Origin of the sequence: Pseudomonas sp. UBA7500 (assembly GCF_002478435.1) — a bacterium.
GTDB lineage: Bacteria > Pseudomonadota > Gammaproteobacteria > Pseudomonadales > Pseudomonadaceae > Aquipseudomonas > Aquipseudomonas palmensis.
Map to the genome: position 1 here is coordinate 54,664 of NZ_DLNW01000002.1, position 23,088 is coordinate 77,751.

Below are 23,088 nucleotides of genomic sequence, written 5' to 3' on the forward strand. Positions count from 1 at the left end.
AAGTGGGCGCAGATGTTACCCAACCCGATCACCACTGGCAAGCGCTAATCAGGCGCAAACTTCAGTTACCAGCTTTGCCAGTTCCTCGGCATAGCCGCGCACCTGACTTTCGTCATCACCTTCGACCATCACACGCACCAGTGGCTCTGTGCCGGACTTGCGCAGCAGCACGCGACCACGACCTACCATGGCCTCGGTGACCCGCTCGCAGGCCTGCTTGACCGCCGGGTGCTCGACAGGGTCTACCTTGCTCTCGCCAAAGCGAACATTGATCAGCACCTGCGGGCATTTGCGCAGCGCCTGACGGGCCTGAGCCAGGGTTTCACCGCGACGCTTGAGCGCCATCAGCACCTGCAGGGCAGCGATGATCGCATCCCCTGTGGTGGTATGACTGAAGCACACCACGTGCCCGGAATTCTCGCCGCCGATGTTCCAGTCGCGCTCCAGCAGTTCGGCCATCACATAGCGGTCACCCACCTTGGCACGCACAAACGGTATCGAGAGCTCCTGCAAGGCCAGTTCGAGGCCCAGGTTGCTCATCAGCGTACCCACAACGCCACCATTGAGCTTGCCACGCTCCTGGAGGTCACGGGCAATGATGAACAGCAATTCGTCACCATCGACGATCGCGCCGGTATGGTCGACCATCAGCACCCGGTCACCGTCACCGTCGAACGCGATCCCCAGGTCGGCATGCCCTACCAGCACCGCCGCCTGAAGCGACTCGATATGGGTCGAACCGCAGTTCTCGTTGATGTTGAGGCCATCCGGCTGCGCGGCCAGCACCGTGACATCGGCGCCGAGCTCGCGAAACACGCTGGGGGCCACCTTGTACGTGGCGCCGTGGGCGCAGTCGACCACCAGCTTGAGGCCGGCGAAATCGGTACTGGTCGGCACGCTGCTTTTGCAGAATTCGATGTAGCGGCCGGCCGCGTCGTTGATGCGCGACACCTTGCCCAGCTTGCTCGACTCGACCACGGTCATGGGCTTGTCGAGCAACTCCTCGATCATCTGCTCTACATCGTCGGGCAGCTTGGTGCCCTGACCGGAGAAGAACTTGATGCCGTTGTCGTCATGCGGATTGTGCGACGCACTGATGACGATCCCGGCTTCGGCATGAAAGGTGCGGGTCAGGTAGGCGATGGCCGGCGTCGGCATCGGGCCGAGCAGCAGCACATCTGCGCCCGCCGCCGACAGACCGGCCTCAAGGGCCGACTCGAACATGTAGCCGGAGATACGCGTGTCCTTGCCTACGAGCACCCGGCAGGCGCCGAGCTTGCGAAAGGCCATGCCAGCGGCCCAACCGAGCTTGAGCATGAAATCCGGCGTGATCGGGTATTCGCCGACACGGCCACGAATGCCGTCGGTACCAAAATATTTTCTGCTCATCGTGAAATGCTCCGTCACTCTTATTCGGCGGCTTCAACCGCTGCAATCATCCGTACCACGTCGACGGTCTCGGCAACATCATGAACCCGCAGGATGCTCGCACCCCGGGTCATCGCCAGCGCAGCAAGCGCCAGGCTGCCATAAAGCCGCTCACCGACCGGACGCTCCAGCGCCAGGCCGATCATGCTCTTGCGCGAAACGCCCACCAGGAGGGGGCGGCCCAGGCGATAAAGGTCCTGCATATGCTTGAACAGGCTGAGGTTGTGCGCAAGCGTCTTGGCAAAACCAAAGCCCGGATCGAGCACAATCTTTTCGGCGCCGATACCCACCGAAGCACAGGCTGCCATGCGCTGCTCGAGAAACATCGCCACCTCGACGGTTACATCGTCGTAGTGCGGGTTGTTCTGCATGTCGCCGGGCTCGCCGCGCATGTGCATAAGGCAGACCGGCAAACCGGTGGCTGCAGCGGCATCCAGGGCGCCATCGCGGGTCAGCGAGCGCACATCGTTGATCAGCCCCGCGCCCAGGCGGGCAGTCTCGCGGATCACCGACGGCGTCGAGGTATCGACCGAGATGATGACATCCAGCTCGCGACTGATCGCTTCGACAATGGGTGCAACCCGCTCGAGCTCTTCGAGAGCAGTGACCACGGGTGCACCTGGCCGGGTGGACTCCCCACCGACATCGACAAGCGTAGCACCGGCCGCCACCATCGCTTCGGCATGGCGCAAGGCCGCATCACGCTGGGTGAAGCGACCGCCGTCCGAGAAGGAATCAGGGGTTATGTTGAGGATACCCATCACATGGGTACGGGAAAGGTCGAGAACCCGGTTGCCGCAAGGCAACCGGGTTGGGTACTGCTGTGAAGTCATGTCAACCCTTAGAGCTGCGCCGCCGGACCACCGATCGGGGACTCGGGGCGATCACCTTGCGTGGCAGAGGTGCCCGAAGTGCCCGAACCACCTTCCCAGTCACGTGGCTCACGCGGCTCGCGACCGGCCATGATGTCGTCGATCTGGTCGGCATCGATGGTCTCGTACTTCATCAGCGCATCGGCCATGGCATCGAGCTTGTCACGGTTTTCGGTGAGGATCTGCTTGGCAGTGGCATAGCACTGGTCGATGATGCTGCGTACCTCGGAGTCGATCAACTTGGCCGTCTCGCCCGAAACGCTGGCGTGCTGGGAACCGGCACTGCGGCCCAGGAACACCTCGCCTTCTTCTTCGGCGTACATCAGCGGGCCGAGTTTTTCCGACAAGCCCCACTTGGTGACCATGTTGCGAGCGATCTGGCTGGCTCGCATGATGTCGTTGGAGGCACCCGTGGTAACGCCATCGAAGCCAAGGGTCATTTCCTCCGCGATACGACCACCGTACAACGAGCAGATCTGACTGATCAGCGCACGCTTGGACAGGCTGTAGCGGTCCTCTTCCGGCAGGAACATGGTGACGCCCAGGGCGCGACCGCGCGGAATGATCGAGACCTTGTACACCGGGTCGTGCTCGGGCACCACGCGACCCACGATGGCATGACCCGCCTCGTGGTAAGCGGTGTTCTGCTTCTCTTTCTCGGACATGACCATCGACTTGCGCTCGGCGCCCATCATGATCTTGTCCTTGGCCAGCTCGAACTCCTTCATCTCGACCACACGCTTGCCGCCGCGCGCAGCGAACAGCGACGCCTCGTTGACCAGGTTGGCCAGGTCGGCACCGGAGAAGCCAGGCGTACCACGGGCGATCACGGCAGGGTTCACGTTGTCGCCGATCGGCGTCTTGCGCATGTGCACCTTGAGAATCTGCTCGCGACCACGGATGTCGGGCAGGCCCACGACCACTTGGCGGTCGAAACGGCCTGGACGCAGCAACGCAGGGTCAAGCACGTCCGGACGGTTGGTGGCGGCGATCACGATGATGCCGTCGTTCATTTCGAAGCCGTCCATCTCCACCAGCAACTGGTTGAGGGTCTGCTCGCGCTCGTCATGACCACCGCCCATGCCGGCGCCACGGTGGCGACCGACGGCGTCGATTTCGTCGATGAAGATGATGCACGGTGCGTGCTTCTTGGCCTGCTCGAACATGTCACGTACACGGCTGGCACCGACACCCACGAACATTTCAACGAAGTCGGAACCGGAAATGGTGAAGAACGGCACCTTGGCCTCACCCGCAATGGCCTTGGCCAGCAGGGTCTTACCGGTACCAGGCGGGCCGACCATCAGCACGCCGCGCGGAATACGACCACCCAGGCGCTGGAACTTGCCTGGATCACGCAGGAACTCGACCAGTTCACCAACCTCTTCCTTGGCTTCGTCGCAACCTGCGACGTCGGCCAGGGTGGTCTTGACCTGGTCTTCGGAGAGCAGGCGCGCCTTGCTCTTGCCGAAACTCATCGGCCCACCCTTGCCACCGGCACCGCCCTGCATCTGGCGCATGAAGAACATGAACACGGCGATGATGACCAGGATCGGGAAGCTGGCGACCAGCAACTGGGTCCAGATGCTTTGTTGTTCAGGCTGCTTGCCTTCGACCACGACGTGGTTGTCGACCAGGTCGCCGATCAGGCCGTTGTCGGCGATCGCGGGACGCACGGTCTTGAAGCTGTCGCCGTCGGTACGTTTACCAATGATGACTGCACCGTCGACCGTCACACGCTCGACCTTGCCATCCTTGACCTGCTGAATGAAGTCGGAATAGTTGAGGGTCTGCGGCTCGTTCGGGCTGGAGAAGTTGTTCATCACGGTCACCAGGACCGCGGCGATGATCAACCACAGGATCAGATTCTTTGCCATGTCGTTCAATTAGCTACCCTCTGAGGCAGGCCTTAGGCGCAGCCGTGCCTCGCATGATAATCACCGGCTTAACTTACTACATTACCTACATGTCTGCAGGCGCCGTCTGTAACCCTTTGTGAAACCTAGACTACACGATGTTCATCCAGGTCAGGCAGGACATCCGATTGGAAATAGCTATCGGATACCCTGGAAGCTGCCGGCCTGAAGCCCTACTCGCCCTTGTAGCCACGCCCCAGCATGTACTGCTCGCGGGAGCGATCGCGTGAAGAATCGGGCTTGAGCATCTGCACCTTGTCGAATTTCTTGCGGGCGTCCTTGAGGTAGACGTCAAACCCCTCGCCCTGAAAGATCTTGATCAGAAAATCGCCACCCGGCTTGAGTACCCGGGTCGCCAGATCAAGGGCCAGCTCGCACAGGAACATGGCCTTGGGCATATCCACAGCGGGCGTACCACTCATATTGGGGGCCATATCGGAAATCACAAGGTCTACGTGCGAATTACCGACCGCCTCGAGAATCTGCGCGAGCACTTCATCCTGGGTAAAGTCGCCCTGGATGAAGGTAACGTCGGGAATACTGTCCATTTCGAGGATGTCGGAGGCGATCAGACGCCCCTGACCGCCAATCAGACGACTGGTCACCTGCGACCAGCCACCGGGCGCCGCGCCCAGATCGATCACGCTCATGCCCGGGCGGATCAAACGGTACTTTTCCTGGATTTCGAGCAATTTGTAGCTCGCGCGCGAGCGATATCCGTCCTTTTGCGCCTTTTTGACGTAAGGATCGTTGAAGTGTTCTTTCAGCCAGCCAAGGCTTGTCTTGGAACGCGCCACTGGGCACCTCGATGATAAGGGTCGTGATTAACTGGGCGGATCCACGGGCCCTCGGGTAAAATGGCCGCCATTTTTACAGAATCTAGACAAAGGGTCAGATTATGCCGCTCAATAACGAGCAGAAGAAACAGTACAAATCCATTGGCCACGATCTGAAACCAGTTCTGATTGTGGCAGGCAACGGCCTGACTGAAGGGGTTATCGCCGAACTCGAGCGCGCCCTGGCCGATCACGAACTGATCAAGGTAGAGATCCGCTCGGAAGACCGCGAAGAACGTGCCGCCGCCATTGCCGCACTATGCAAGGCCGGTCGCGCCGAACTGGTGCAGACCATCGGCAAGAAGGCACTGATCTATCGCCGCAACCCGCAGCCCAACAAGCAACTGTCGAACATCCACCGCTACAAGTGATGTTCGCGCCGTTCAGTGGCGCGCCTTGCGCGCCCTGCCCGGCGGCGGCTGCAGCACCAGCAGCAAACCGCTGAGGCCCAGCACCAGGTAGCAGAACAGCTGCCAACGCAACTGCCCCGCCCCGCCAACCCGCAAGACGAAATACATCACGCACGCCGCCACTGCCATCAGCAGCAGTTGCCCACGCATGTCTCGCCACAGGCTGGCCATCCCTTCGGCCTGAATCAGCACCAGCACCTGCACGCCGCAGCCCACCGCCGCAAAGGCGACCAGCAGCGACGCGGCCAGCACGCCAAAATCTTCGATCAACAGCGGCGCCAGGCCAATCTGGCCCAGCACCGGCAGTACCGCAAAATGCAGCATCCACACGCCGCCGACCCAGAGCACCTGGGCCAGCTGCCAGATCACTGCCGACGCGGCAAAGCCGCGCGGGCGATCAAATGTGACGGACTTCGACAATCTCGTACTCGACTGTGCCGCTCGGCGTCTTGATCACCACAGTGTCACCCTCTTCCTTGCCGATGATGGCGCGGGCGATCGGAGCACCGACCGAGAGCTTGCCGTTCTTGACGTCCGCTTCGTCCTCACCAACGATCTGGTAGGTCACCTGATCGCCGGTTTCGGTGTTTTCAAGGTTCACGGTGGTACCGAAGATCACCTTGCCCGTGTGGGCAATGGTGGTAACGTCGATCACTACCGCATTCTGCAGGCGGCCTTCGATATCGCGGATACGCGCCTCGACCATGCCCTGTTCTTCACGGGCAGCGTGGTACTCGGCGTTTTCCTTGAGGTCGCCCAGCTCGCGGGCTTCGCCAATCGCCTGGCTCAGGCGCGGGCGCTCGGTCTTGCTCAAAAAGAGATGCTCTTCCTCCAGGGCGCGAGCGCCCTGAACGGTCATCGGGTATTTGGTAATACTCATGCTTTGAGTCCTGCATGCAGATCCTGCAAGCGACGTACGGTTTTTTCCGGACCGAACTTCAGCGCTTCGCAGATGGCTTCACCGGCCGCAATAGTCGTGGTGCAGTAGATCTTGTGCTGCAACGCATTGCGACGAATCGAGTAGGAGTCGGCAATCGACTGGCGACCTTCGGTGGTGTTGATGATCAGCGACACTTCGTCGTTCTTGATCATGTCGACCACGTGCGGACGACCTTCGGTCACCTTGTTCACGCGACGCACTTTCAGGCCTGCCGCCTCGATGATCTTGGCGGTACCGGCCGTGGCAACCACTTCGAAGCCCAGGTTGATCAGGTCGCGGGCAACGCCAGCCACCTGCGGCTTGTCGTCGTCACGCACGCTGATGAACGCGGTGCCGCCGGTCGGCAGCACTTCGCTGGCGCCCATCTGGGCCTTGGCGAAGGCTTCGCCGAAGGTGTCACCGACACCCATGACTTCACCGGTGGACTTCATTTCAGGGCCGAGGATCGGATCGACGCCCGGGAACTTCGCGAACGGGAACACCGCTTCCTTCACGCTGTAGAAGTTCGGAATGATTTCCTGGGTGAAACCGATCTCTTTCAGGGTCTTGCCGGCCATGACGCGAGCCGCAATCATCGCCAGCGAGGTGCCGATGCACTTGGACACGAACGGCACGGTACGCGAAGCACGCGGGTTGACCTCGATCACGTAGATCTTGTCGCCCTGCAGCGCCAGTTGCACGTTCATCAGGCCGACAACGCCCAGCTCCAGGGCCATCTTCTTGACCTGGTCGCGCACTTCGTCCTGCACGTGGGCAGGCAGCGAGTACGGCGGCAGCGAGCATGCCGAGTCACCGGAGTGAACACCGGCCTGCTCGATGTGCTGCATGATCGCGCCGATCACCACGTCGGTGCCGTCGCAGACCGCATCCACGTCCATCTCGATGGCGCAGTTGAGGAAGTGGTCCAGCAGCACAGGGCTGTCGTTGGACACCTGCACCGCTTCACGCAGGTAGCGCTTGAGTTCGTCCAGTTCGTAGACAATCTCCATCGCACGGCCGCCCAGTACGTAGGACGGGCGCACCACCAGCGGGTAACCGATGACGCCGGCGGCACGAATTGCTTCGTCTTCGCTGCGCACGGTGGCGTTTGGCGGCTGCAGCAGGTTCAGGCGCTGAACCATCTGCTGGAAGCGCTCACGGTCTTCGGCGCGGTCGATGGAGTCCGGGCTGGTACCGATGATCGGTACGCCGGCTTCTTCCAGGGCACGGGCCAGTTTCAGCGGAGTCTGGCCGCCGTAGTGCACGATGACACCCTTCGGCTTCTCGACACGCACCACTTCCAGCACGTCTTCCAGGGTCAGCGGCTCGAAGTACAGGCGGTCGGAGGTATCGTAGTCGGTGGAGACGGTTTCCGGGTTGCAGTTGACCATGATGGTCTCGTAGCCGTCTTCACGCAGTGCCAGTGCCGCATGGACGCAGCAGTAGTCGAACTCGATGCCCTGGCCGATACGGTTGGGGCCGCCACCCAGGATCATGATCTTGTCGCGGGTCGACGGGTTGGCCTCGCACTCTTCCTCGTAGGTGGAGTACAGATAGGCGGTGTCGGTGGCGAACTCGGCAGCGCAGGTATCGACGCGCTTGTAGACCGGGAAGATCTCGAGCTTGTGACGGTGACGACGCAGGTTCTTGTCGGTGATGCCCAGCAGCTTGGCCAGGCGCTGGTCAGAGAAGCCCTTGCGCTTGAGGCGCAGCATCAGTGCCTTGTCGATATCGGCCAGGCCCAGGGTCTTGACCTTCTCTTCTTCCTTGATCAGGTCTTCCATCTGCACCAGGAACCAGCGGTCGATCATGGTCAGGGCGAAGATTTCATCCACGCTCATGCCCGAACGCATGGCGTCGGCCACGTACCAGATACGCTCGGCGCCCGGCACGGTCAGCTCGCGCTTGAGGATGCTGGCAGCTTCCGGGCTGGCCAGGTCCACTTTCGGGTCCAGCCCGCATACACCGACTTCCAGGCCGCGCAGGGCTTTCTGCAGCGACTCCTGGAAGGTGCGGCCGATGGCCATGACTTCACCCACGGATTTCATCTGGGTGGTCAGGCGGGCATCGGCTTTCGGGAATTTTTCGAAGGCAAAGCGCGGCAGCTTGGTGACGACGTAGTCGATCGACGGCTCGAACGAGGCCGGCGTGCGACCACCGGTGATGTCGTTCTGCAGTTCATCGAGGGTGTAGCCAACAGCCAGCTTGGCGGCGATCTTGGCGATCGGGAAGCCGGTGGCTTTCGAGGCCAGGGCCGAGGAACGCGAAACCCGCGGGTTCATCTCGATCACGACCATGCGGCCAGTGTCCGGGCAGATACCGAACTGTACGTTGGAGCCGCCGGTTTCGACACCGATTTCACGCAGCACCGCCAGCGAGGCGTTGCGCATGATCTGGTATTCCTTGTCGGTCAGGGTCTGTGCCGGTGCGACGGTGATCGAGTCACCGGTGTGCACGCCCATCGGGTCGAAGTTCTCGATGGAGCAGACGATGATGCAGTTGTCCTTTTTGTCGCGGACCACTTCCATCTCGTACTCTTTCCAGCCGATCAGCGATTCGTCGATCAGCAGTTCCTTGGTTGGCGACAGGTCCAGACCACGGGCGCAGATTTCTTCGAATTCTTCACGGTTGTAGGCGATGCCGCCACCGGTGCCGCCCATGGTGAAGGACGGACGGATGATGCACGGGAAGCCCAGCTTCTCGAGCACCGCATTGGCCTCTTCCATGCTGTGGGCGATACCCGAGCGCGGGCATTCCAGGCCGATGGCCTTCATGGCCTTGTCGAAACGCGAGCGGTCTTCGGCCTTGTCGATGGTGTCGGCGTTGGCACCGATCATTTCCACGCCGAATTTTTCCAGGACGCCTTCGCGCTCCAGGTCCAGTGCGCAGTTCAGCGCGGTCTGGCCGCCCATGGTCGGCAGCAGCGCGTCAGGGCGCTCCTTCTCGATGATCTTGGCCACCGACTGCCACTTGATCGGCTCGATGTAGGTGGCGTCGGCCATGGCCGGGTCGGTCATGATGGTGGCCGGGTTGGAGTTCACCAGGATGACGCGAAAACCCTCCTCGCGCAGGGCCTTGCAGGCCTGGGCGCCGGAGTAGTCGAATTCGCAGGCCTGGCCGATCACGATCGGGCCGGCGCCGAGAATCAGGATGCTTTTGATGTCTGTACGTTTTGGCATGGGTTGTCACTCAAATCCGCGGGTCAGTGGGCAAGCTGTGTCGAACAATCCACTCGAGGAGCGCCTGAACGCGGCCTGTGCCGGTTCAGGGCTGCCTCCGGGGGGTGCTCAGCGGCGCTTGGCCATGGCATCGATGAAACGATCAAACAGTGGCGCGACGTCGGTCGGGCCCGGGCTCGCCTCAGGGTGACCCTGGAAGCTGAAGGCGCTCTTGTCGGTGCGCTCGATGCCCTGCAGGGTACCGTCGAACAGCGACTTGTGGATGGCGCGCACGTTGCCTGGCAGGGTCGCTTCATCTACCGCGAAACCGTGGTTCTGGCTGGTGATCATCACCACGCCGGTGTCCAGGTCCTGGACCGGGTGGTTGGCACCGTGGTGACCATGACCCATCTTGACGGTCTTGGCACCGGAGGCCAGGGCCAGCAGCTGGTGGCCCAGGCAGATACCGAACACCGGCACTTCGGTTTCGAGGATTTCGCGGATCGCCTGGATCGCGTAGTCGCAAGGCTCAGGGTCGCCCGGGCCGTTGGACAGGAACACGCCATCGGGGTTGAGCGCGAGCACTTCGCTGGCCGGGGTTTGCGCCGGCACCACGGTGACGCGGCAGCCGCGCTCGACCAGCATGCGCAGGATGTTCAGCTTGACGCCATAGTCGTAGGCCACGACGTGGTACGGCAGCTCGGCGGCGTCGATGGTCGGGTGGCTGTCGGTCTTCAGGTTCCACACGCTGGAGCGCCACTCGTAGCGGCTCTTGGTGCTGACGACCTTGGCCAGGTCCATGCCCTTCAGGCCTGGGAAGCCGCGCGCGGCTGTGATGGCCGCCTCTTCAGAAATGTTGTCGCCAGCCAGGATGCAGCCGTTCTGCGCGCCCTTCTCACGCAGGATGCGGGTCAGGCGACGGGTGTCGATACCGGCAATGGCCACCACATTGTTGGCCTTGAGGTAATCGGACAGCGACATCGTGTTGCGCCAGTTGCTGGCGATCAGCGGCAGGTCACGGATGACCAGGCCGGCCGACCAGACCCGATCGGACTCGGCGTCTTCCGGCGTGGTGCCGGTGTTGCCGATGTGCGGGTAGGTCAGGGTAACGATCTGCTGCGAGTAAGAAGGGTCAGTCAGGATTTCCTGATAGCCGGTCATTGCGGTGTTGAACACCACCTCACCAACGGTCTGACCGTCGGCTCCAATGGCCTCACCGCGAAAAATGCTGCCATCGGCAAGGGCGAGTATGGCTGGCTTAGTCAAGAAGACCTCCCAAAAATAAAGCCTGAAGGGGCGATCGCAGGTTGCAAAAAAGCGGAATGACGTATAGACACGTCACCCCGCTTTCTTCGTCGAATTATCTGCGCGCTTTTAGTGGACACACTAAAGCTGTAGCTTACAGAAAAAGGCTTTTTCGGTCTACCACTGATGTGCCTGAAAGGCATGGGAATGCGACAGAAAGTCGCTTGTTTCAAACGCTCGGCCAGGGAGGCCGGCGAAGGGGCCGCATGGCAGCCCCTGATGCAGCGATCAACGCAGGTCGAGCACGTCCTGCATGTCGTACAGGCCCGGCGCACGCCCATCCAGCCACAGCGCGGCACGTACCGCACCCTTGGCGAAGGTCATGCGGCTGGAGGCCTTGTGGGTGATCTCCAGGCGCTCGCCGTCAGCGGCGAACAGCACGGTATGGTCACCCACCACGTCACCGGCACGCACGGTGGCAAAGCCGATGGTCTTGCGGTCCCGCGCGCCAGTCTGGCCTTCCCGGCCATACACGGCCACTTCCTGCAGGTCACGGCCAAGTGCATTGGCCACCACCTCGCCCATGCGCAGCGCGGTACCCGACGGAGCATCCACCTTGTGACGGTGATGGGCCTCGATGATCTCGATGTCCACATCGTCGCCCAGCACGCGCGCCGCCATGTCCAGCAGCTTCAGGCTGAGGTTGACGCCAACGCTGAAGTTGGCGGCAAACACGATGGGGATGTCCTTGCCTGCCTCGGCCAGCAGTTGCTTCTCTTCAACACTGAAACCGGTGGTGCCGATGACCATCGCCTTGCCCGCCTTGCGGCAGAACGCCAGGTTCTTCAAAGTCACCGAAGGATGGGTGAAGTCGATCAGCACATCGAACTCGTCGACCACCCGATCCAGATCACCCGACAGCGGCACACCAATACGCCCCAGCGCCGCCAGCTCGCCGGCGTCAGCCCCGACCAGCGTACTGTCCGGACGATCCACGGCGGCGGTCAGGCCCGCCCCCGGCGTCTGCTGCACTGCCTCGATCAGGGTCTTGCCCATCCGCCCTGCCGCGCCCATTACCGCTATACGTCGCATGCCCTGTTCCTTCTTACAGATCGCCGAAGAAGCGCTTTACGCCTTCGAACCAGCCATTGGCCTTGGGAGAATGGCAGCTGTCGCCATCCAGCGAAACACGCAACTCTTCGAGCAGCTCACGCTGACGACGGCTCAGGTTGACCGGCGTTTCTACCGCCACCCGGCACATCAGGTCGCCCGCGCCACCGCCACGCACCGGCGCAACGCCCTTGCCGCGCAGACGGAACTGCTTGCCGGTCTGGGTCCCCTCGGGGATCTTCAGCTTGACCCGGCCATCGAGGGTCGGCACTTCCAGCTCGCCACCCAGCGCCGCATCGGTGTAGCTGATCGGCACTTCGCAGTACAGGTGCTTGCCGTCGCGCTGGAAGATCGGGTGCTCGCGCACATTGATCACCACGTACAGGTCGCCGGTCGGGCCACCCTGGGAACCTGCCTCGCCTTCGCCCGACAGGCGAATGCGGTCACCGGTATCGACGCCGGCCGGTACCTTGACCGAGAGGGTCTTGTACTCTTCGACACGACCTTCGCCATGGCACGAATCGCACGGGTCGGTGATGATCTTGCCCTGGCCGTGACAGCGCGGGCAGGTCTGCTGCACCGAGAAGAAGCCCTGCTGCATGCGCACCTGGCCAATACCGCCACAGGTCGGGCAGGTCGAAGGCGACGAGCCCTTCTTGGCACCCGAGCCATCGCACGGCGCACAGTTGACCAGCGTCGGCACACGGATGTTGACCGTGGTGCCACGCACGGCCTCCTCCAGGTTCAGCTCGAGGGTGTAGCGCAAGTCGCTGCCACGCTGAGCGCCACCGCGGCCACCGCCCCGGCCACCGCCGAAGAAGTCGCTGAACACATCACCGAAGATGTCGGAGAAGTTGGCGCCACCGAAACCGGCACCGCCGCCACCCATGCTCGGATCGACACCGGCATGACCATACTGATCATACGCAGCACGCTTGCTGGCATCGGAGAGCACTTCGTAAGCCTCGTTGGCTTCCTTGAACAGCTCTTCCGAGGCCTTGTCATCAGGATTACGGTCCGGGTGGTGCTTCATCGCCAGGCGACGATAGGCCTTCTTCAGGTCGCCCTCGCTCGAGCCGCGCTCGACTCCCAGAACCTCGTAATAGTCACGCTTTGCCATAATTCTTTGCACTCTTGAGGACGTTCGGCATACCTCGGCGCATACCGCGCTGTGCCGCCAGCATTCAAGCGCGCTCGAATGCTGTAAAAATTCGGGTATTCCAGACACGCCAACGCGGGAGCAAGCCCCCGCGCGGCGACATCCTACCAGTCACTGCCGAACAGCAGTCAACCGGGCGACAACCTGTAGCTATTACTTGTTGTCTTTTACTTCTTCAAACTCAGCGTCGACCACGTCGTCGTGCTTGGGCTCTTCAGCTTCTGGCTGAGCACCGCCCTGAGGCTGTTCGGCCTGCTCGGCGTACATCTTCTGAGCCACTGGCGCGGAGACCTTCGACAGCTCTTCGACCTTGGCTTCGATGGCAGCCTTGTCGTCGCCTTTGACAGCGGCTTCCAGGGCGACAACGGCAGCTTCGATAGCAGCCTTCTCGTCCGCAGTTACCTTGTCACCGGCGTCGGCGACCATCTTGCGGGTCGAGTGAACCAGCGCGTCACCCTGGTTGCGGGCAGCGGCCAGCTCTTCGAACTTGCGGTCTTCCTCGGCGTTGACTTCAGCGTCACGCACCATCTGCTGAATTTCTTCCTCGGACAGACCCGAGTTGGCCTTGATCACGATCGACTGCTGCTTGCCGGTCGCCTTGTCCTTGGCACCTACGTGCAGGATGCCGTTGGCGTCGATATCGAAGGTCACTTCGATTTGCGGTACGCCACGTGGTGCTGGCGGAATCTCGGCCAGGTCGAATTTACCCAGCGACTTGTTCTGCGCAGCTTGCTTGCGCTCGCCCTGCAGCACGTGAATGGTCACGGCGCCCTGGTTGTCGTCGGCCGTCGAGAACACCTGCGACTTCTTGGTCGGGATGGTGGTGTTCTTCTCGATCAGCGCAGTCATCACGCCACCCATGGTTTCGATACCCAGGGTCAGCGGGCTGACGTCCAGCAGCAGCACGTCTTTCACGTCACCAGCCAGTACGGCGCCCTGAATGGCAGCACCCATGGCGACAGCTTCGTCAGGGTTCACGTCCTTGCGTGCTTCCTTGCCGAAGAAGTCGGTCACCAGCTTCTGCACCAGTGGCATACGGGTCTGACCGCCGACCAGGATCACGTCGTTGATCTTGCTCACGTCGATACCGGCGTCTTTCAGCGCGATGCGGCATGGCTCGATGGTGCGCTGAACCAGGTCTTCGACCAGCGATTCCAGCTTGGCGCGGGAAATCTTCACGTTCAGGTGCTTAGGACCGGTGGCGTCTGCAGTGATGTACGGCAGGTTCACGTCGGTCTGCTGGCTCGAGGACAGCTCGATCTTGGCTTTTTCGGCAGCTTCTTTCAGGCGCTGCATGGCCAGCGGGTCACCCTTGAGGTTCATGCCGCTTTCTTTCTTGAATTCGTCGACGAGGTAGTCGATCAGACGAATGTCGAAGTCTTCACCACCCAGGAAGGTGTCGCCGTTGGTAGCCAGTACTTCGAACTGGTGCTCGCCGTCGACTTCAGCGATCTCGATCACCGACACGTCGAAGGTACCGCCACCCAGGTCGTAGACGATCACGGTGTGATCACCCTTGGCCTTGTCCATACCGTAGGCCAGTGCGGCTGCGGTCGGTTCGTTGATGATGCGCTTGACGTCCAGACCGGCAATGCGACCGGCGTCCTTGGTAGCCTGACGCTGGCTGTCGTTGAAGTAGGCAGGTACGGTGATGACCGCTTCGGTCACTGCCTCGCCGAGATAGTCTTCGGCGGTTTTCTTCATCTTTTTCAGAATTTCAGCCGAGATCTGAGGCGGAGCCATCTTCTGGCCGTTCACTTCCACCCAGGCGTCGTTGTTGTCAGCCTTGACGATCTTGTAAGGGACCATCTGAATGTCTTTCTGAACGACTTCTTCGTCAAAACGACGGCCGATCAGACGCTTTACCGCGTACAGGGTGTTGTGCGGGTTGGTCACCGCCTGACGCTTGGCCGACTGGCCGACCAGGATCTCGCCGTCATTGGCGTAGGCAATGATCGAAGGGGTGGTACGAGCGCCTTCGGCGTTCTCGATGACCTTGACGTTGCCGTTTTCCAGAATGGAGACACAGGAGTTGGTGGTCCCCAGGTCGATACCGATAATTTTGCCCATGTTAACTCTCCCGAAACTTTGGATTTGGTTGCCGCAGCGGTGGTTGCCAACTGCGGTAGCACTTAAACGCTTGACACTTAAATGGGGGCCGCCAGGCTAATTTCAAGCCTTCTCGTCAATCGAGGGCGAAACCGGAGCCGGAGCCTTGCTGACCACGACCATGGCCGGGCGCAGCAGACGCCCATTGAGCTGGTAGCCCTTCTGGAACACCTTGAGCACGCTGTTGGGCTCGACGTCCGCACTCTCCTGCATGGCCATGGCCTGGTGCAGTTCGGCGTTGAACGGTTCGCCGTGCGGGTCGATCGCCTCGAGGTTGTAGCGCTTGAGGGTGTCGTGGAACATCTTCAAGGTCAGCTCGATGCCTTCACGCATCGGGCGGATGCTCTCGTCTTCGGCGCTGGACAGCTCCAGGCCGCGCTCAAGGCTGTCGATCACCGGTAACAGGTCACCAGCGAATTTCTCAAGGGCGAACTTGTGCGCCTTCTCGACATCCTGCTCGGCGCGACGGCGCACGTTCTGAAGGTCTGCGGCGGTGCGCAGGGATTGATCCTGGGCCGCCGCCAGTTGCTCTTCGAGCACCTGCACGCGCGTGCTCAGCTCATCGCCGGCCGCCTCGGCGTTCAGATTCTGTTCATCCAGCGTCTGTTCGTCAGCCATAAAATCTCTCCTTTGCAATTTCGTCAGCGAACTTACTCGCACGTCTGCCGGCTATATGGGGTCTGAAAATGCAGCTTCAAGGGCTGATGAACAGTCCGCAGCATTACCCTCATAACCCCTTGCGATCAAAACCCTCACCGAGCAACCGAATCAAACTAAGCACAAGCATTGTCAGGGGTTTTAAAAACACTGTATAAATAACCAGACCTTACGCCTGGGAGCCGCCCCAATGCTGGTGCATCTTTCCGTACACAACTACGCCATCGTCGAACACCTGGACCTCGAACTCGCCCGCGGGATGAGCGTCATCACCGGTGAAACCGGGGCCGGCAAATCGATCATGCTCGATGCCCTCGGCCTCACCCTGGGTGATCGCGCCGACAGCGGCGTGGTGCGCCCCGGGGCAGACAAGGCCGACATCCTGGCCACCTTCGACCTGGGCGACATTCCCGAGGCCCGTACCTGGCTGGCCGAGCGCGACCTGGACACCGACGGCCCGTGCATACTACGCCGGGTGATCACCGCCGAAGGCCGCAGCCGCGGCTATATAAACGGCACGCCTTGCCCGCTGGGCGACCTCAAGGCCCTGGGCGAGCTGCTGATCGACATCCACAGCCAGCACGAACACCAGTCGCTGCTGAAGACCGACACCCATCGCCGCCTGCTCGACGAATACGCCGGCGCCACCGACCTTGCACGCCAGGTGCAGCTGGCGGCGCAGCGCTGGCGGCAGACCCGCCAGGAGCTCGAGCGGCTGAGCAACTCAGGGGACGAACAGCGCGCGCAGCACCAGCTGCTCAGCTATCAGCTCGAAGAGCTGGAAAACCTCAACCTGGGCGAAAACGAACTTGAGCTGCTGGAACAGGAACACAAGAACCTGACCAATGCAGAGGCCCTGTTCGGTATCTGCCGCCAGGTCATCGACCATTGCAGCGAGAGCGACTCGGGCAATGTGCTCAGTGCGCTGACCGTCAGCCTCAATCGCCTGACCGCCGTACAGAATGCCCCCAAGGCGCTGGCCGAGGCGGCCAACATGATCGCCAGTGCGCAGATTCAGGTAGAAGAAGCAGTGGGCGAGCTCAACCGCTTTCTCGACCATTTCGACGCCGACCCCGCGCGGCTGCAGCAGCTGGAAGAACGTCTCGACGCCCTGTACACCCTGGCGCGCAAACACCGCGTGCACCCCAGCGAGCTGGCCGACCTGCAGCAACGCCTGATGGAGGAGCTCGAAGGCCTCAACGCCAACGACGAGTCCATTGCCCGACTGGGTGACGAACTTGCCGCCTATGCCCGCCACTACCAGGAAAAGGCCTCGGAGCTGAGCCGCCTGCGCCAGCAGGCCGCGACCCAGCTGGCTGGCGCGGTGGAGCTTGAGATTCAGCGCCTGGGCATGCCTGGCGGACGCTTCAGCATCGAACTTCGCCCCAACAGTGGCGAAGACTTGTTGCCCCAGGGCCTGGAGCAGGTCGAACTGCTGGTCAGCGCCAACCCCGGCCAGCCGCTCAAGGCACTGGCCAAGGTGGCCTCCGGGGGTGAATTGTCACGGATCAGCCTGGCGATCCAGGTCATTACCGCTCAGACCTCGCGCATTCCGACCCTGGTGTTCGACGAAGTCGACGTGGGTATCGGCGGCCCGACTGCGGAAATCGTGGGGCAGCTGTTGCGTCGCCTGGGCGAGCGTGGGCAGGTATTGACGGTCACCCACCTGCCGCAGGTTGCCGCGCAGGGCCACCATCACCTGTTCGTGCACAAGGTGCGCAACAGCGATGCGACCCATACGGCGGTGGCGAGCCTGGGCAAACGCGAGCGGGTCGAAGAGGTGGCGCGCATGCTGGGCGGCATCGACCTGACCAAGGAATCGCTGGCGCATGCCAGAAAGATGGTCGTCACCAGCAAAGCCTGAGTGCCCCCGCAGGAGCCGGCCTTGCCGGCGTACAACATTACAGCCCCCACAAAGCACGAAGGCGACCCCAGGGTCGCCTTCAATGCCGTGCAATTCAAAGCAAAGTGCTTACTTTTTCTTGCGCACGTACAGCACGAGATTGTGATCTACCAACTCGTAGCCGTGCTCCAGCACGATTTCCTTCTGACGCTTTTCGATTTCGGCATCGAAGAACTCGATGACTTCGCCAGACTCCACGTTGACCATATGGTCGTGGTGGCCGCCGTCGGCCAGTTCAAACACTGCATGACCGCCGTCGAAGTTGTGACGAACGACAAGACCTGCCGCCTCGAACTGGGTCAGAACACGGTAAACCGTGGCCAGACCGACGTCCTCGCCTGCCTCCATCAACGCCTTGTAGACGTCTTCAGCACTCATGTGGCGCTGCTCGGTGGAGTCGAGCATCTGTAGAATCTTGACTCGAGGCAGGGTCACCTTGAGACCGGCTTTGCGTAATTCGCTATTTTCAACCATGGTCAGCTTTCTCGCCGATGCTGCTTCGCAGCTTCTCTGAATACGGGTATGATCGGGGTTTACGTTGTCCAGCCAAGATAGTGGAAGTCGCCCACCGATGCAAAACACCAAGCTCTTGCTAACCAGCCTCACCTTTGTGGGACTGCTCGCACTCGCCGGTTGCTCGTTCCCCGGGGTTTACAAAATCGACATCCAGCAGGGCAATGTCGTCACGCAGGACATGATAGACCAATTGCGGCCGGGAATGACCCGCCGGCAAGTACGGTTTATCATGGGCAACCCTCTGATCCAGGACACCTTCCACACCAACCGTTGGGACTACCTGTACAGTCTGCAACCAGGTGGGGGCGAGCGCCAGCAGGAACGGATGAGCGTGTTCTTCAACGAGAACGACCAGCTCGCCAGCCTGTCGGGTGACTTCATGCCGGGTGTGAGCCGCGATCAGGAAATCCTTGGCGGCGCAGCGGGCACCACTGTCAGCCCTGCCGAAGGCGAGACACCTGCCAAGCAGGAAGCCCCCGCCAAGCCTGGCTCGCTGGAAGACACGATCCAGCGCGACGTCGATACCATCGAAGTCATCCCGGTTCCAGTGCCGGAACCGCTGGACACCTCGCCGCAGTAAGCAAGGCGCAGGCAATAAAAAGCCCGGATCATTCCGGGCTTTTTCATGCGCGGCGTTTCACCGCTTGGCCTTCTTGAACACCCTGGCTACCTTGGCCGCACGCTGTTTGCGCACCTCCTTGGGGTCGATCAGCAGCGGCCGATAGAGCTCGATCCGATCACCCGCCTCGACCGGATGCTGCGACGCAACCACCTTGCCAAAGATGCCCATCGGGCAATCCCCGATCGACACGCCCGGCAACTGCCCGGCGATGCCCGACAAGCGAACCGCCTCGCTCACCGACGTACCCGCTGGCACCTCCAGCGCCAGCAACAGCTGCTGCTCGGCGGTGGCATAGACCACTTCGATGGGCAGCATCGGCTCAGCCATTGAGTTGCTTGGCCCGCTGGCAGAACGCATCCACCAGGGTGTTGGCCGCCTGGTTGAAGATCGGCCCCAGGGTGGCGCGCACCAGCGGCCCGGCGTAATCGAACGACAGGTCCAGGCTGATCTTGCAGGCCTTGTCGCCGAGTGCCTTGAACGTCCACAGCCCGTGCAGCTGATTGAACGGCCCCTCCTCAAGGTTCATCTCGATGGACTGCCCTGGCACCAACTCATTTCGCGTTACAAAACTCTGACTCATGCCGCCCTTGGCCGCCTCGACTCGCGCTCGCATCAAGGTCTCGCTCTGCTCCAGCACCGTGCTGGAGGAGCACCACGGCAGAAATTCCGAATAGCGGGCGACGTCATTCACCAGGTCATACAGCGCCTGAGCGGGGTACGGCAACAGTGCCGAACGTTGAATATGGGTAGTCATCCAGGCGTCACTTCCAAAGCTGAGCGGTAAACACGATGCGAATGCCGAGGGGCGCCACATAGCGCATCAAGAGGAAAAACAGCGCGTATTGTCCGGGATTCACTCCAACGGCTCAAGCGTACCGCTACCCCGTAGCCGACAGCGCGACGACTGCCTATAATGCCGCCCCTATGGCTAAACAAAAGAAGCATCCGACAGGGACCATCGCGCAGAATAAAAAGGCGCGTCACGATTACTTCATCGAGCACAAGTTCGAGGCCGGATTGGTCCTGTCCGGTTGGGAAGTAAAAAGTCTGCGTGCCGGCAAGGCGCATCTTGTGGACAGCTACGTGCTGCTCAAGGACGGTGAAGCATGGCTGATGGGTTGCCATATCACCCCCCTGACCGCGGCCAGCACACACGTGATCGCCGACCCGACCCGTACCCGTAAACTGCTGCTCAATCGCCGCGAGCTGGAGCGCCTGTTCGTGGGCGTACAGCAGAAGGGCTATACCTGCGTGGCCTTGTCGATGTACTGGAGCAAGCACTTGATCAAGTGCGAGATTGCCCTGGGCAAGGGCAAGAAGGAATACGACAAGCGCGATACCCAGCGCGAGCGTGATTCCGATCGCGAGTTGCAGCGCGCCGTGCGCAGCAAGGGCCGCGACGAGTAGGCACGCCTGCTCTAGCCACTTTGCCAGCAAGGCCGGCTCCTACAGGCCAAGCGAAACCCTGTAGGAGCCGGCCTTGCCGGCGAAAGCCGCAACGCTTGTCTAGCGCCCGTTGCGCCGCTCTGCCCGCGCGACCCGCTGCACTTCCTGACGCACCTCTTCGAGCACCTCCTGCACATACAGAATGTGCTGGCTCGACACCTCCCGTGCATCCTGCGCACGCCCTTCGACAATCGCCAGGTACAGGTCCCGGTGCTGCGCAATCAGCATGTCGCGGGTCTCGCTGCGCTGCTTGTACATACCGCCGATGTTGGTCACCACGTTGCGCTTGAGCAGGTCGAACAACCCGCGAATGGTATGCAGCAGCACCGCGTTATGGCTGGCCTCGGCAATCGCCAGGTGGAACGACGCATCCGCCGCCCCTTCCTCGGCTCGGCTCACCTCATCGGCACGCGCATAACAGTCCTGCAGCGCATCGAACGCCACCTTCAACCGCTCGCGATCCACCGCGGTGGCACGCAATGCGGCGTAATAGGCACACGACGCCTCCAGCGTATGACGAAACTCCAGCAGGTCGCGTTCGACCTCCGGATTGTTCTCCAGCAATTGCAACAAGGGGTCGCTGAACGTCGAACCCATCGACTGGGCAACATAATTGCCGCCACCCTGTCGGCTCACCAGCATGCCCTTGGCTACCAGCTTCTGGATCGCCTCGCGTAACGACGGGCGTGACACCCCGAACTGCTCGGCCAGTTGCCGCTCGGCCGGCAACCGCTCACCGGCGGTCAAGGTGCCTTCAAGAATCATCCCCTCAAGCCGCTCGACGATATCGTCGGACAAACGGCGTTGGCGGACCTGGTTGAAAACCATCACATGCTCTCCACAATCCCGAGTTCGTTCGGGGCCGCCTATTTTGGCCTATCGGTGCCCACGCCACACCCACCAGTTGGCGAATTTCGAAGCCGCTCAGCCGACCTTTTTTCAACCGTCCGACGAAAGTTTTAGCGGGGCAAATTGACACACCCACCACAGGGCTCTTAACCTAGCGGCTCGACATTGTAAATTGGTATGACCAATTAGCCAATGCCACTGCATGACCAACAACAATTAGGGGCCACCCCATATGCAAACCTGGCAACAACTCTATAGTCCGCTTGGTAGTCTCGGCCTGTCCGCCCTGGCGGCAGTCATCCCTATCGTGTTCTTCTTCCTGGCGCTGGCCGTGTTCCGCCTCAAGGGTCATGTGGCAGGCAGCATCACGCTGGCGCTGTCGATCCTGGTCGCCATCTTCGCCTTCCAGATGCCCGCCGACATGGCACTGGCTGCTGCCGGGTACGGTTTTGCCTATGGCCTGTGGCCCATCGCCTGGATCATCGTCGCGGCGGTGTTCCTGTACAAACTGACGGTCAAGAGCGGCCAGTTCGAAGTGATCCGCAGCTCGGTGCTGTCGATCACCGACGACCAGCGCCTGCAGGTTCTGCTGATCGGCTTCTGCTTCGGCGCCTTCCTGGAAGGCGCGGCAGGCTTCGGCGCACCCGTGGCCATTACCGCTGCACTGCTGGTGGGCCTGGGTTTCAACCCGCTGTACGCCGCCGGCCTGTGCCTGATCGCCAACACCGCCCCGGTGGCCTTCGGCGCCCTGGGTATCCCGATCATCGTGGCCGGCCAGGTCACCGGTATCGACGCCTTCAAGATCGGCGCCATGACCGGTCGTCAATTGCCGTTGCTGTCGCTGTTCGTGCCGTTCTGGCTGGTGTTCATGATGGACGGCCTGCGCGGCGTCAAGGAGACCTGGCCTGCAGCCCTGGTGGCCGGCCTGAGCTTCGCCGTCACCCAGTACTTCACCTCCAACTTCATCGGCCCGGAACTGCCGGACATCACCTCGGCACTGGCCAGCCTGATCTCCCTGACCCTGTTCCTCAAGGTCTGGCAGCCCAAGCGCTCGATGACCACCGCCACCGGCAGCGTCGGTGCAGCCGTGGTCAACGGTGGCGGCAGCCAGCCTTCGCCTTACAGCTTTGGCGAGATCTTCAAGGCCTGGTCGCCGTTCCTGATCCTCACCGTGCTGGTCACCATCTGGACCCTCAAGCCATTCAAGGCAGCCTTTGCCGCCGGTGGTTCGATGTACAGCTGGGTGTTCAACTTCGCCATCCCGCACCTTGACCAGCTGGTGATCAAGACCGCGCCGATCGTCGCCGCCCCGACCGCCATGCCGGCGGTGTTCAAGCTCGACCCGATCTCGGCCACCGGTACCGCGATCTTCTTCTCCGCGCTGCTGTCGATGCTGGTGCTGAAGATCAACTTCAAGACCGGCCTGACCACGCTGAAGGAAACCTTCTTCGAACTGCGCTGGCCGATCCTGTCGATCGGCATGGTGCTGGCCTTTGCCTTCGTCACCAACTACTCGGGCATGTCGTCGACCATGGCCCTGGTACTGGCCGGCACCGGCGCAGCGTTCCCGTTCTTCTCGCCGTTCCTTGGCTGGCTGGGCGTGTTCCTGACCGGTTCGGACACTTCGTCCAACGCGCTGTTCAGTTCGCTGCAGGCCACCACCGCGCACCAGATCGGGGTCAACGACACCCTGCTGGTGGCCGCCAACACCAGCGGCGGCGTCACCGGCAAGATGATCTCGCCACAGTCCATCGCCGTGGCATGCGCGGCCACCGGGCTGGTTGGCAAGGAGTCGGACCTGTTCCGCTTCACCCTCAAGCACAGCTTGTTCTTCGCCACCATCGTCGGCCTGATCACCTTGATCCAGGCGTACTGGCTGACCGGCATGCTGGTTCACTAAAGTGAAAGAGGCCGGGCGCCCCAAGGGCGCCCG

General features: G+C 61.6%; 21 protein-coding genes. 5 read left to right on the plus strand and 16 right to left on the minus strand.

Features of this window, described 5'->3' with window-relative positions; all coding sequences use genetic code 11:
- Positions 1 to 48: 48 nt before the first annotated feature.
- From glmM to rlmE, 4 genes are all read right to left on the minus strand, one after another.
- Complete coding sequence (gene glmM, locus B4I46_RS01715) at positions 49 to 1,389, minus strand: phosphoglucosamine mutase (RefSeq protein ID WP_286898338.1); 1,341 nt, start codon at positions 1,387 to 1,389, stop codon at positions 49 to 51.
- A gap of 20 nt (positions 1,390 to 1,409) precedes the next feature.
- Positions 1,410 to 2,261 carry a dihydropteroate synthase gene (folP, locus tag B4I46_RS01720; protein WP_282361825.1) on the minus strand — a complete coding sequence of 284 codons (852 nt, stop codon included), beginning with the start codon at positions 2,259 to 2,261 and terminating at the stop codon, positions 1,410 to 1,412.
- Between the two features lie 8 nt (positions 2,262 to 2,269).
- A complete protein-coding gene (gene ftsH / locus B4I46_RS01725) occupies positions 2,270 to 4,177 on the minus strand; it encodes an ATP-dependent zinc metalloprotease FtsH (protein ID WP_043863825.1) in 1,908 nt (635 codons plus the stop codon).
- Between the two features lie 212 nt (positions 4,178 to 4,389).
- Positions 4,390 to 5,013, minus strand: coding sequence for a 23S rRNA (uridine(2552)-2'-O)-methyltransferase RlmE (gene rlmE, locus B4I46_RS01730; RefSeq protein WP_043863826.1), 624 nt, complete (start codon positions 5,011 to 5,013; stop codon positions 4,390 to 4,392).
- A gap of 101 nt (positions 5,014 to 5,114) precedes the next feature.
- Here rlmE and yhbY point away from each other — a divergent pair, with 101 nt between their 5' ends.
- Entirely contained in the window at positions 5,115 to 5,423 is a 309-nt protein-coding gene (yhbY, locus tag B4I46_RS01735; RefSeq protein ID WP_038606752.1) for a ribosome assembly RNA-binding protein YhbY, read from the plus strand.
- Positions 5,424 to 5,435: 12 nt separating this feature from the next.
- On the opposite strand, the gene B4I46_RS01740 is transcribed toward yhbY, so the two are convergent.
- From B4I46_RS01740 to grpE, 8 genes are all read right to left on the minus strand, one after another.
- On the minus strand, positions 5,436 to 5,831 hold the full coding sequence (locus B4I46_RS01740) for a hypothetical protein (RefSeq protein WP_043863827.1): 396 nt from the start codon (positions 5,829 to 5,831) through the stop codon (positions 5,436 to 5,438).
- A 28-nt stretch (positions 5,832 to 5,859) separates the two neighbouring features.
- Positions 5,860 to 6,342 carry a transcription elongation factor GreA gene (gene greA, locus B4I46_RS01745; protein ID WP_078481340.1) on the minus strand — a complete coding sequence of 161 codons (483 nt, stop codon included), beginning with the start codon at positions 6,340 to 6,342 and terminating at the stop codon, positions 5,860 to 5,862.
- The gene (gene carB, locus B4I46_RS01750) at positions 6,339 to 9,560 is read right to left on the minus strand and encodes a carbamoyl-phosphate synthase large subunit (protein WP_043863828.1); all 3,222 of its coding nucleotides are present in this window, start codon (positions 9,558 to 9,560) and stop codon (positions 6,339 to 6,341) included. The genes greA and carB overlap by 4 nt, the downstream gene beginning before the upstream one ends.
- A gap of 108 nt (positions 9,561 to 9,668) precedes the next feature.
- The gene (gene carA, locus B4I46_RS01755) at positions 9,669 to 10,805 is read right to left on the minus strand and encodes a glutamine-hydrolyzing carbamoyl-phosphate synthase small subunit (RefSeq protein WP_286898347.1); all 1,137 of its coding nucleotides are present in this window, start codon (positions 10,803 to 10,805) and stop codon (positions 9,669 to 9,671) included.
- Between the two features lie 267 nt (positions 10,806 to 11,072).
- Complete coding sequence (gene dapB / locus B4I46_RS01760) at positions 11,073 to 11,876, minus strand: 4-hydroxy-tetrahydrodipicolinate reductase (RefSeq protein WP_043863830.1); 804 nt, start codon at positions 11,874 to 11,876, stop codon at positions 11,073 to 11,075.
- Positions 11,877 to 11,889: 13 nt separating this feature from the next.
- A complete protein-coding gene (dnaJ, locus tag B4I46_RS01765; RefSeq protein ID WP_286898350.1) occupies positions 11,890 to 13,014 on the minus strand; it encodes a molecular chaperone DnaJ in 1,125 nt (374 codons plus the stop codon).
- A 192-nt stretch (positions 13,015 to 13,206) separates the two neighbouring features.
- Positions 13,207 to 15,123, minus strand: a complete 1,917-nt coding sequence (gene dnaK / locus B4I46_RS01770) for a molecular chaperone DnaK (protein ID WP_043863832.1) — start codon at positions 15,121 to 15,123, stop codon at positions 13,207 to 13,209.
- 102 nt (positions 15,124 to 15,225) lie between these two features.
- Positions 15,226 to 15,780, minus strand: a complete 555-nt coding sequence (gene grpE, locus B4I46_RS01775; protein ID WP_043863833.1) for a nucleotide exchange factor GrpE — start codon at positions 15,778 to 15,780, stop codon at positions 15,226 to 15,228.
- 229 nt (positions 15,781 to 16,009) lie between these two features.
- On the opposite strand from grpE, the gene recN reads away from it, so the two are divergent.
- The gene (gene recN, locus B4I46_RS01780) at positions 16,010 to 17,683 is read left to right on the plus strand and encodes a DNA repair protein RecN (protein ID WP_286898356.1); all 1,674 of its coding nucleotides are present in this window, start codon (positions 16,010 to 16,012) and stop codon (positions 17,681 to 17,683) included.
- A gap of 108 nt (positions 17,684 to 17,791) precedes the next feature.
- Here the strand turns inward: recN and fur are convergent, their stop codons facing one another.
- Positions 17,792 to 18,196, minus strand: a complete 405-nt coding sequence (gene fur, locus B4I46_RS01785) for a ferric iron uptake transcriptional regulator (protein ID WP_043863835.1) — start codon at positions 18,194 to 18,196, stop codon at positions 17,792 to 17,794.
- Between the two features lie 97 nt (positions 18,197 to 18,293).
- Between fur and B4I46_RS01790 the strand changes: the two genes are divergently transcribed.
- A complete protein-coding gene (locus tag B4I46_RS01790; protein WP_043863836.1) occupies positions 18,294 to 18,818 on the plus strand; it encodes an outer membrane protein assembly factor BamE in 525 nt (174 codons plus the stop codon).
- A gap of 57 nt (positions 18,819 to 18,875) precedes the next feature.
- Here the strand turns inward: B4I46_RS01790 and B4I46_RS01795 are convergent, their stop codons facing one another.
- Together B4I46_RS01795 and B4I46_RS01800 are read right to left on the minus strand one after the other, a co-directional pair.
- A complete protein-coding gene (locus tag B4I46_RS01795) occupies positions 18,876 to 19,187 on the minus strand; it encodes an RnfH family protein (RefSeq protein ID WP_078481341.1) in 312 nt (103 codons plus the stop codon).
- A complete protein-coding gene (locus B4I46_RS01800; RefSeq protein WP_043863838.1) occupies positions 19,180 to 19,614 on the minus strand; it encodes a type II toxin-antitoxin system RatA family toxin in 435 nt (144 codons plus the stop codon). The genes B4I46_RS01795 and B4I46_RS01800 overlap by 8 nt, the downstream gene beginning before the upstream one ends.
- A gap of 170 nt (positions 19,615 to 19,784) precedes the next feature.
- On the opposite strand from B4I46_RS01800, the gene smpB reads away from it, so the two are divergent.
- On the plus strand, positions 19,785 to 20,267 hold the full coding sequence (gene smpB, locus B4I46_RS01805; RefSeq protein ID WP_043863839.1) for an SsrA-binding protein SmpB: 483 nt from the start codon (positions 19,785 to 19,787) through the stop codon (positions 20,265 to 20,267).
- A gap of 99 nt (positions 20,268 to 20,366) precedes the next feature.
- Here smpB and B4I46_RS01810 read toward each other — a convergent pair whose 3' ends face one another.
- Positions 20,367 to 21,134 (minus strand): GntR family transcriptional regulator, encoded by a 768-nt coding sequence (locus B4I46_RS01810; RefSeq protein ID WP_043863840.1) that lies wholly within the window; start codon positions 21,132 to 21,134, stop codon positions 20,367 to 20,369.
- A gap of 253 nt (positions 21,135 to 21,387) precedes the next feature.
- Here B4I46_RS01810 and B4I46_RS01815 point away from each other — a divergent pair, with 253 nt between their 5' ends.
- The gene (locus B4I46_RS01815) at positions 21,388 to 23,055 is read left to right on the plus strand and encodes a lactate permease LctP family transporter (protein ID WP_043863841.1); all 1,668 of its coding nucleotides are present in this window, start codon (positions 21,388 to 21,390) and stop codon (positions 23,053 to 23,055) included.
- Positions 23,056 to 23,088: the final 33 nt, after the last annotated feature.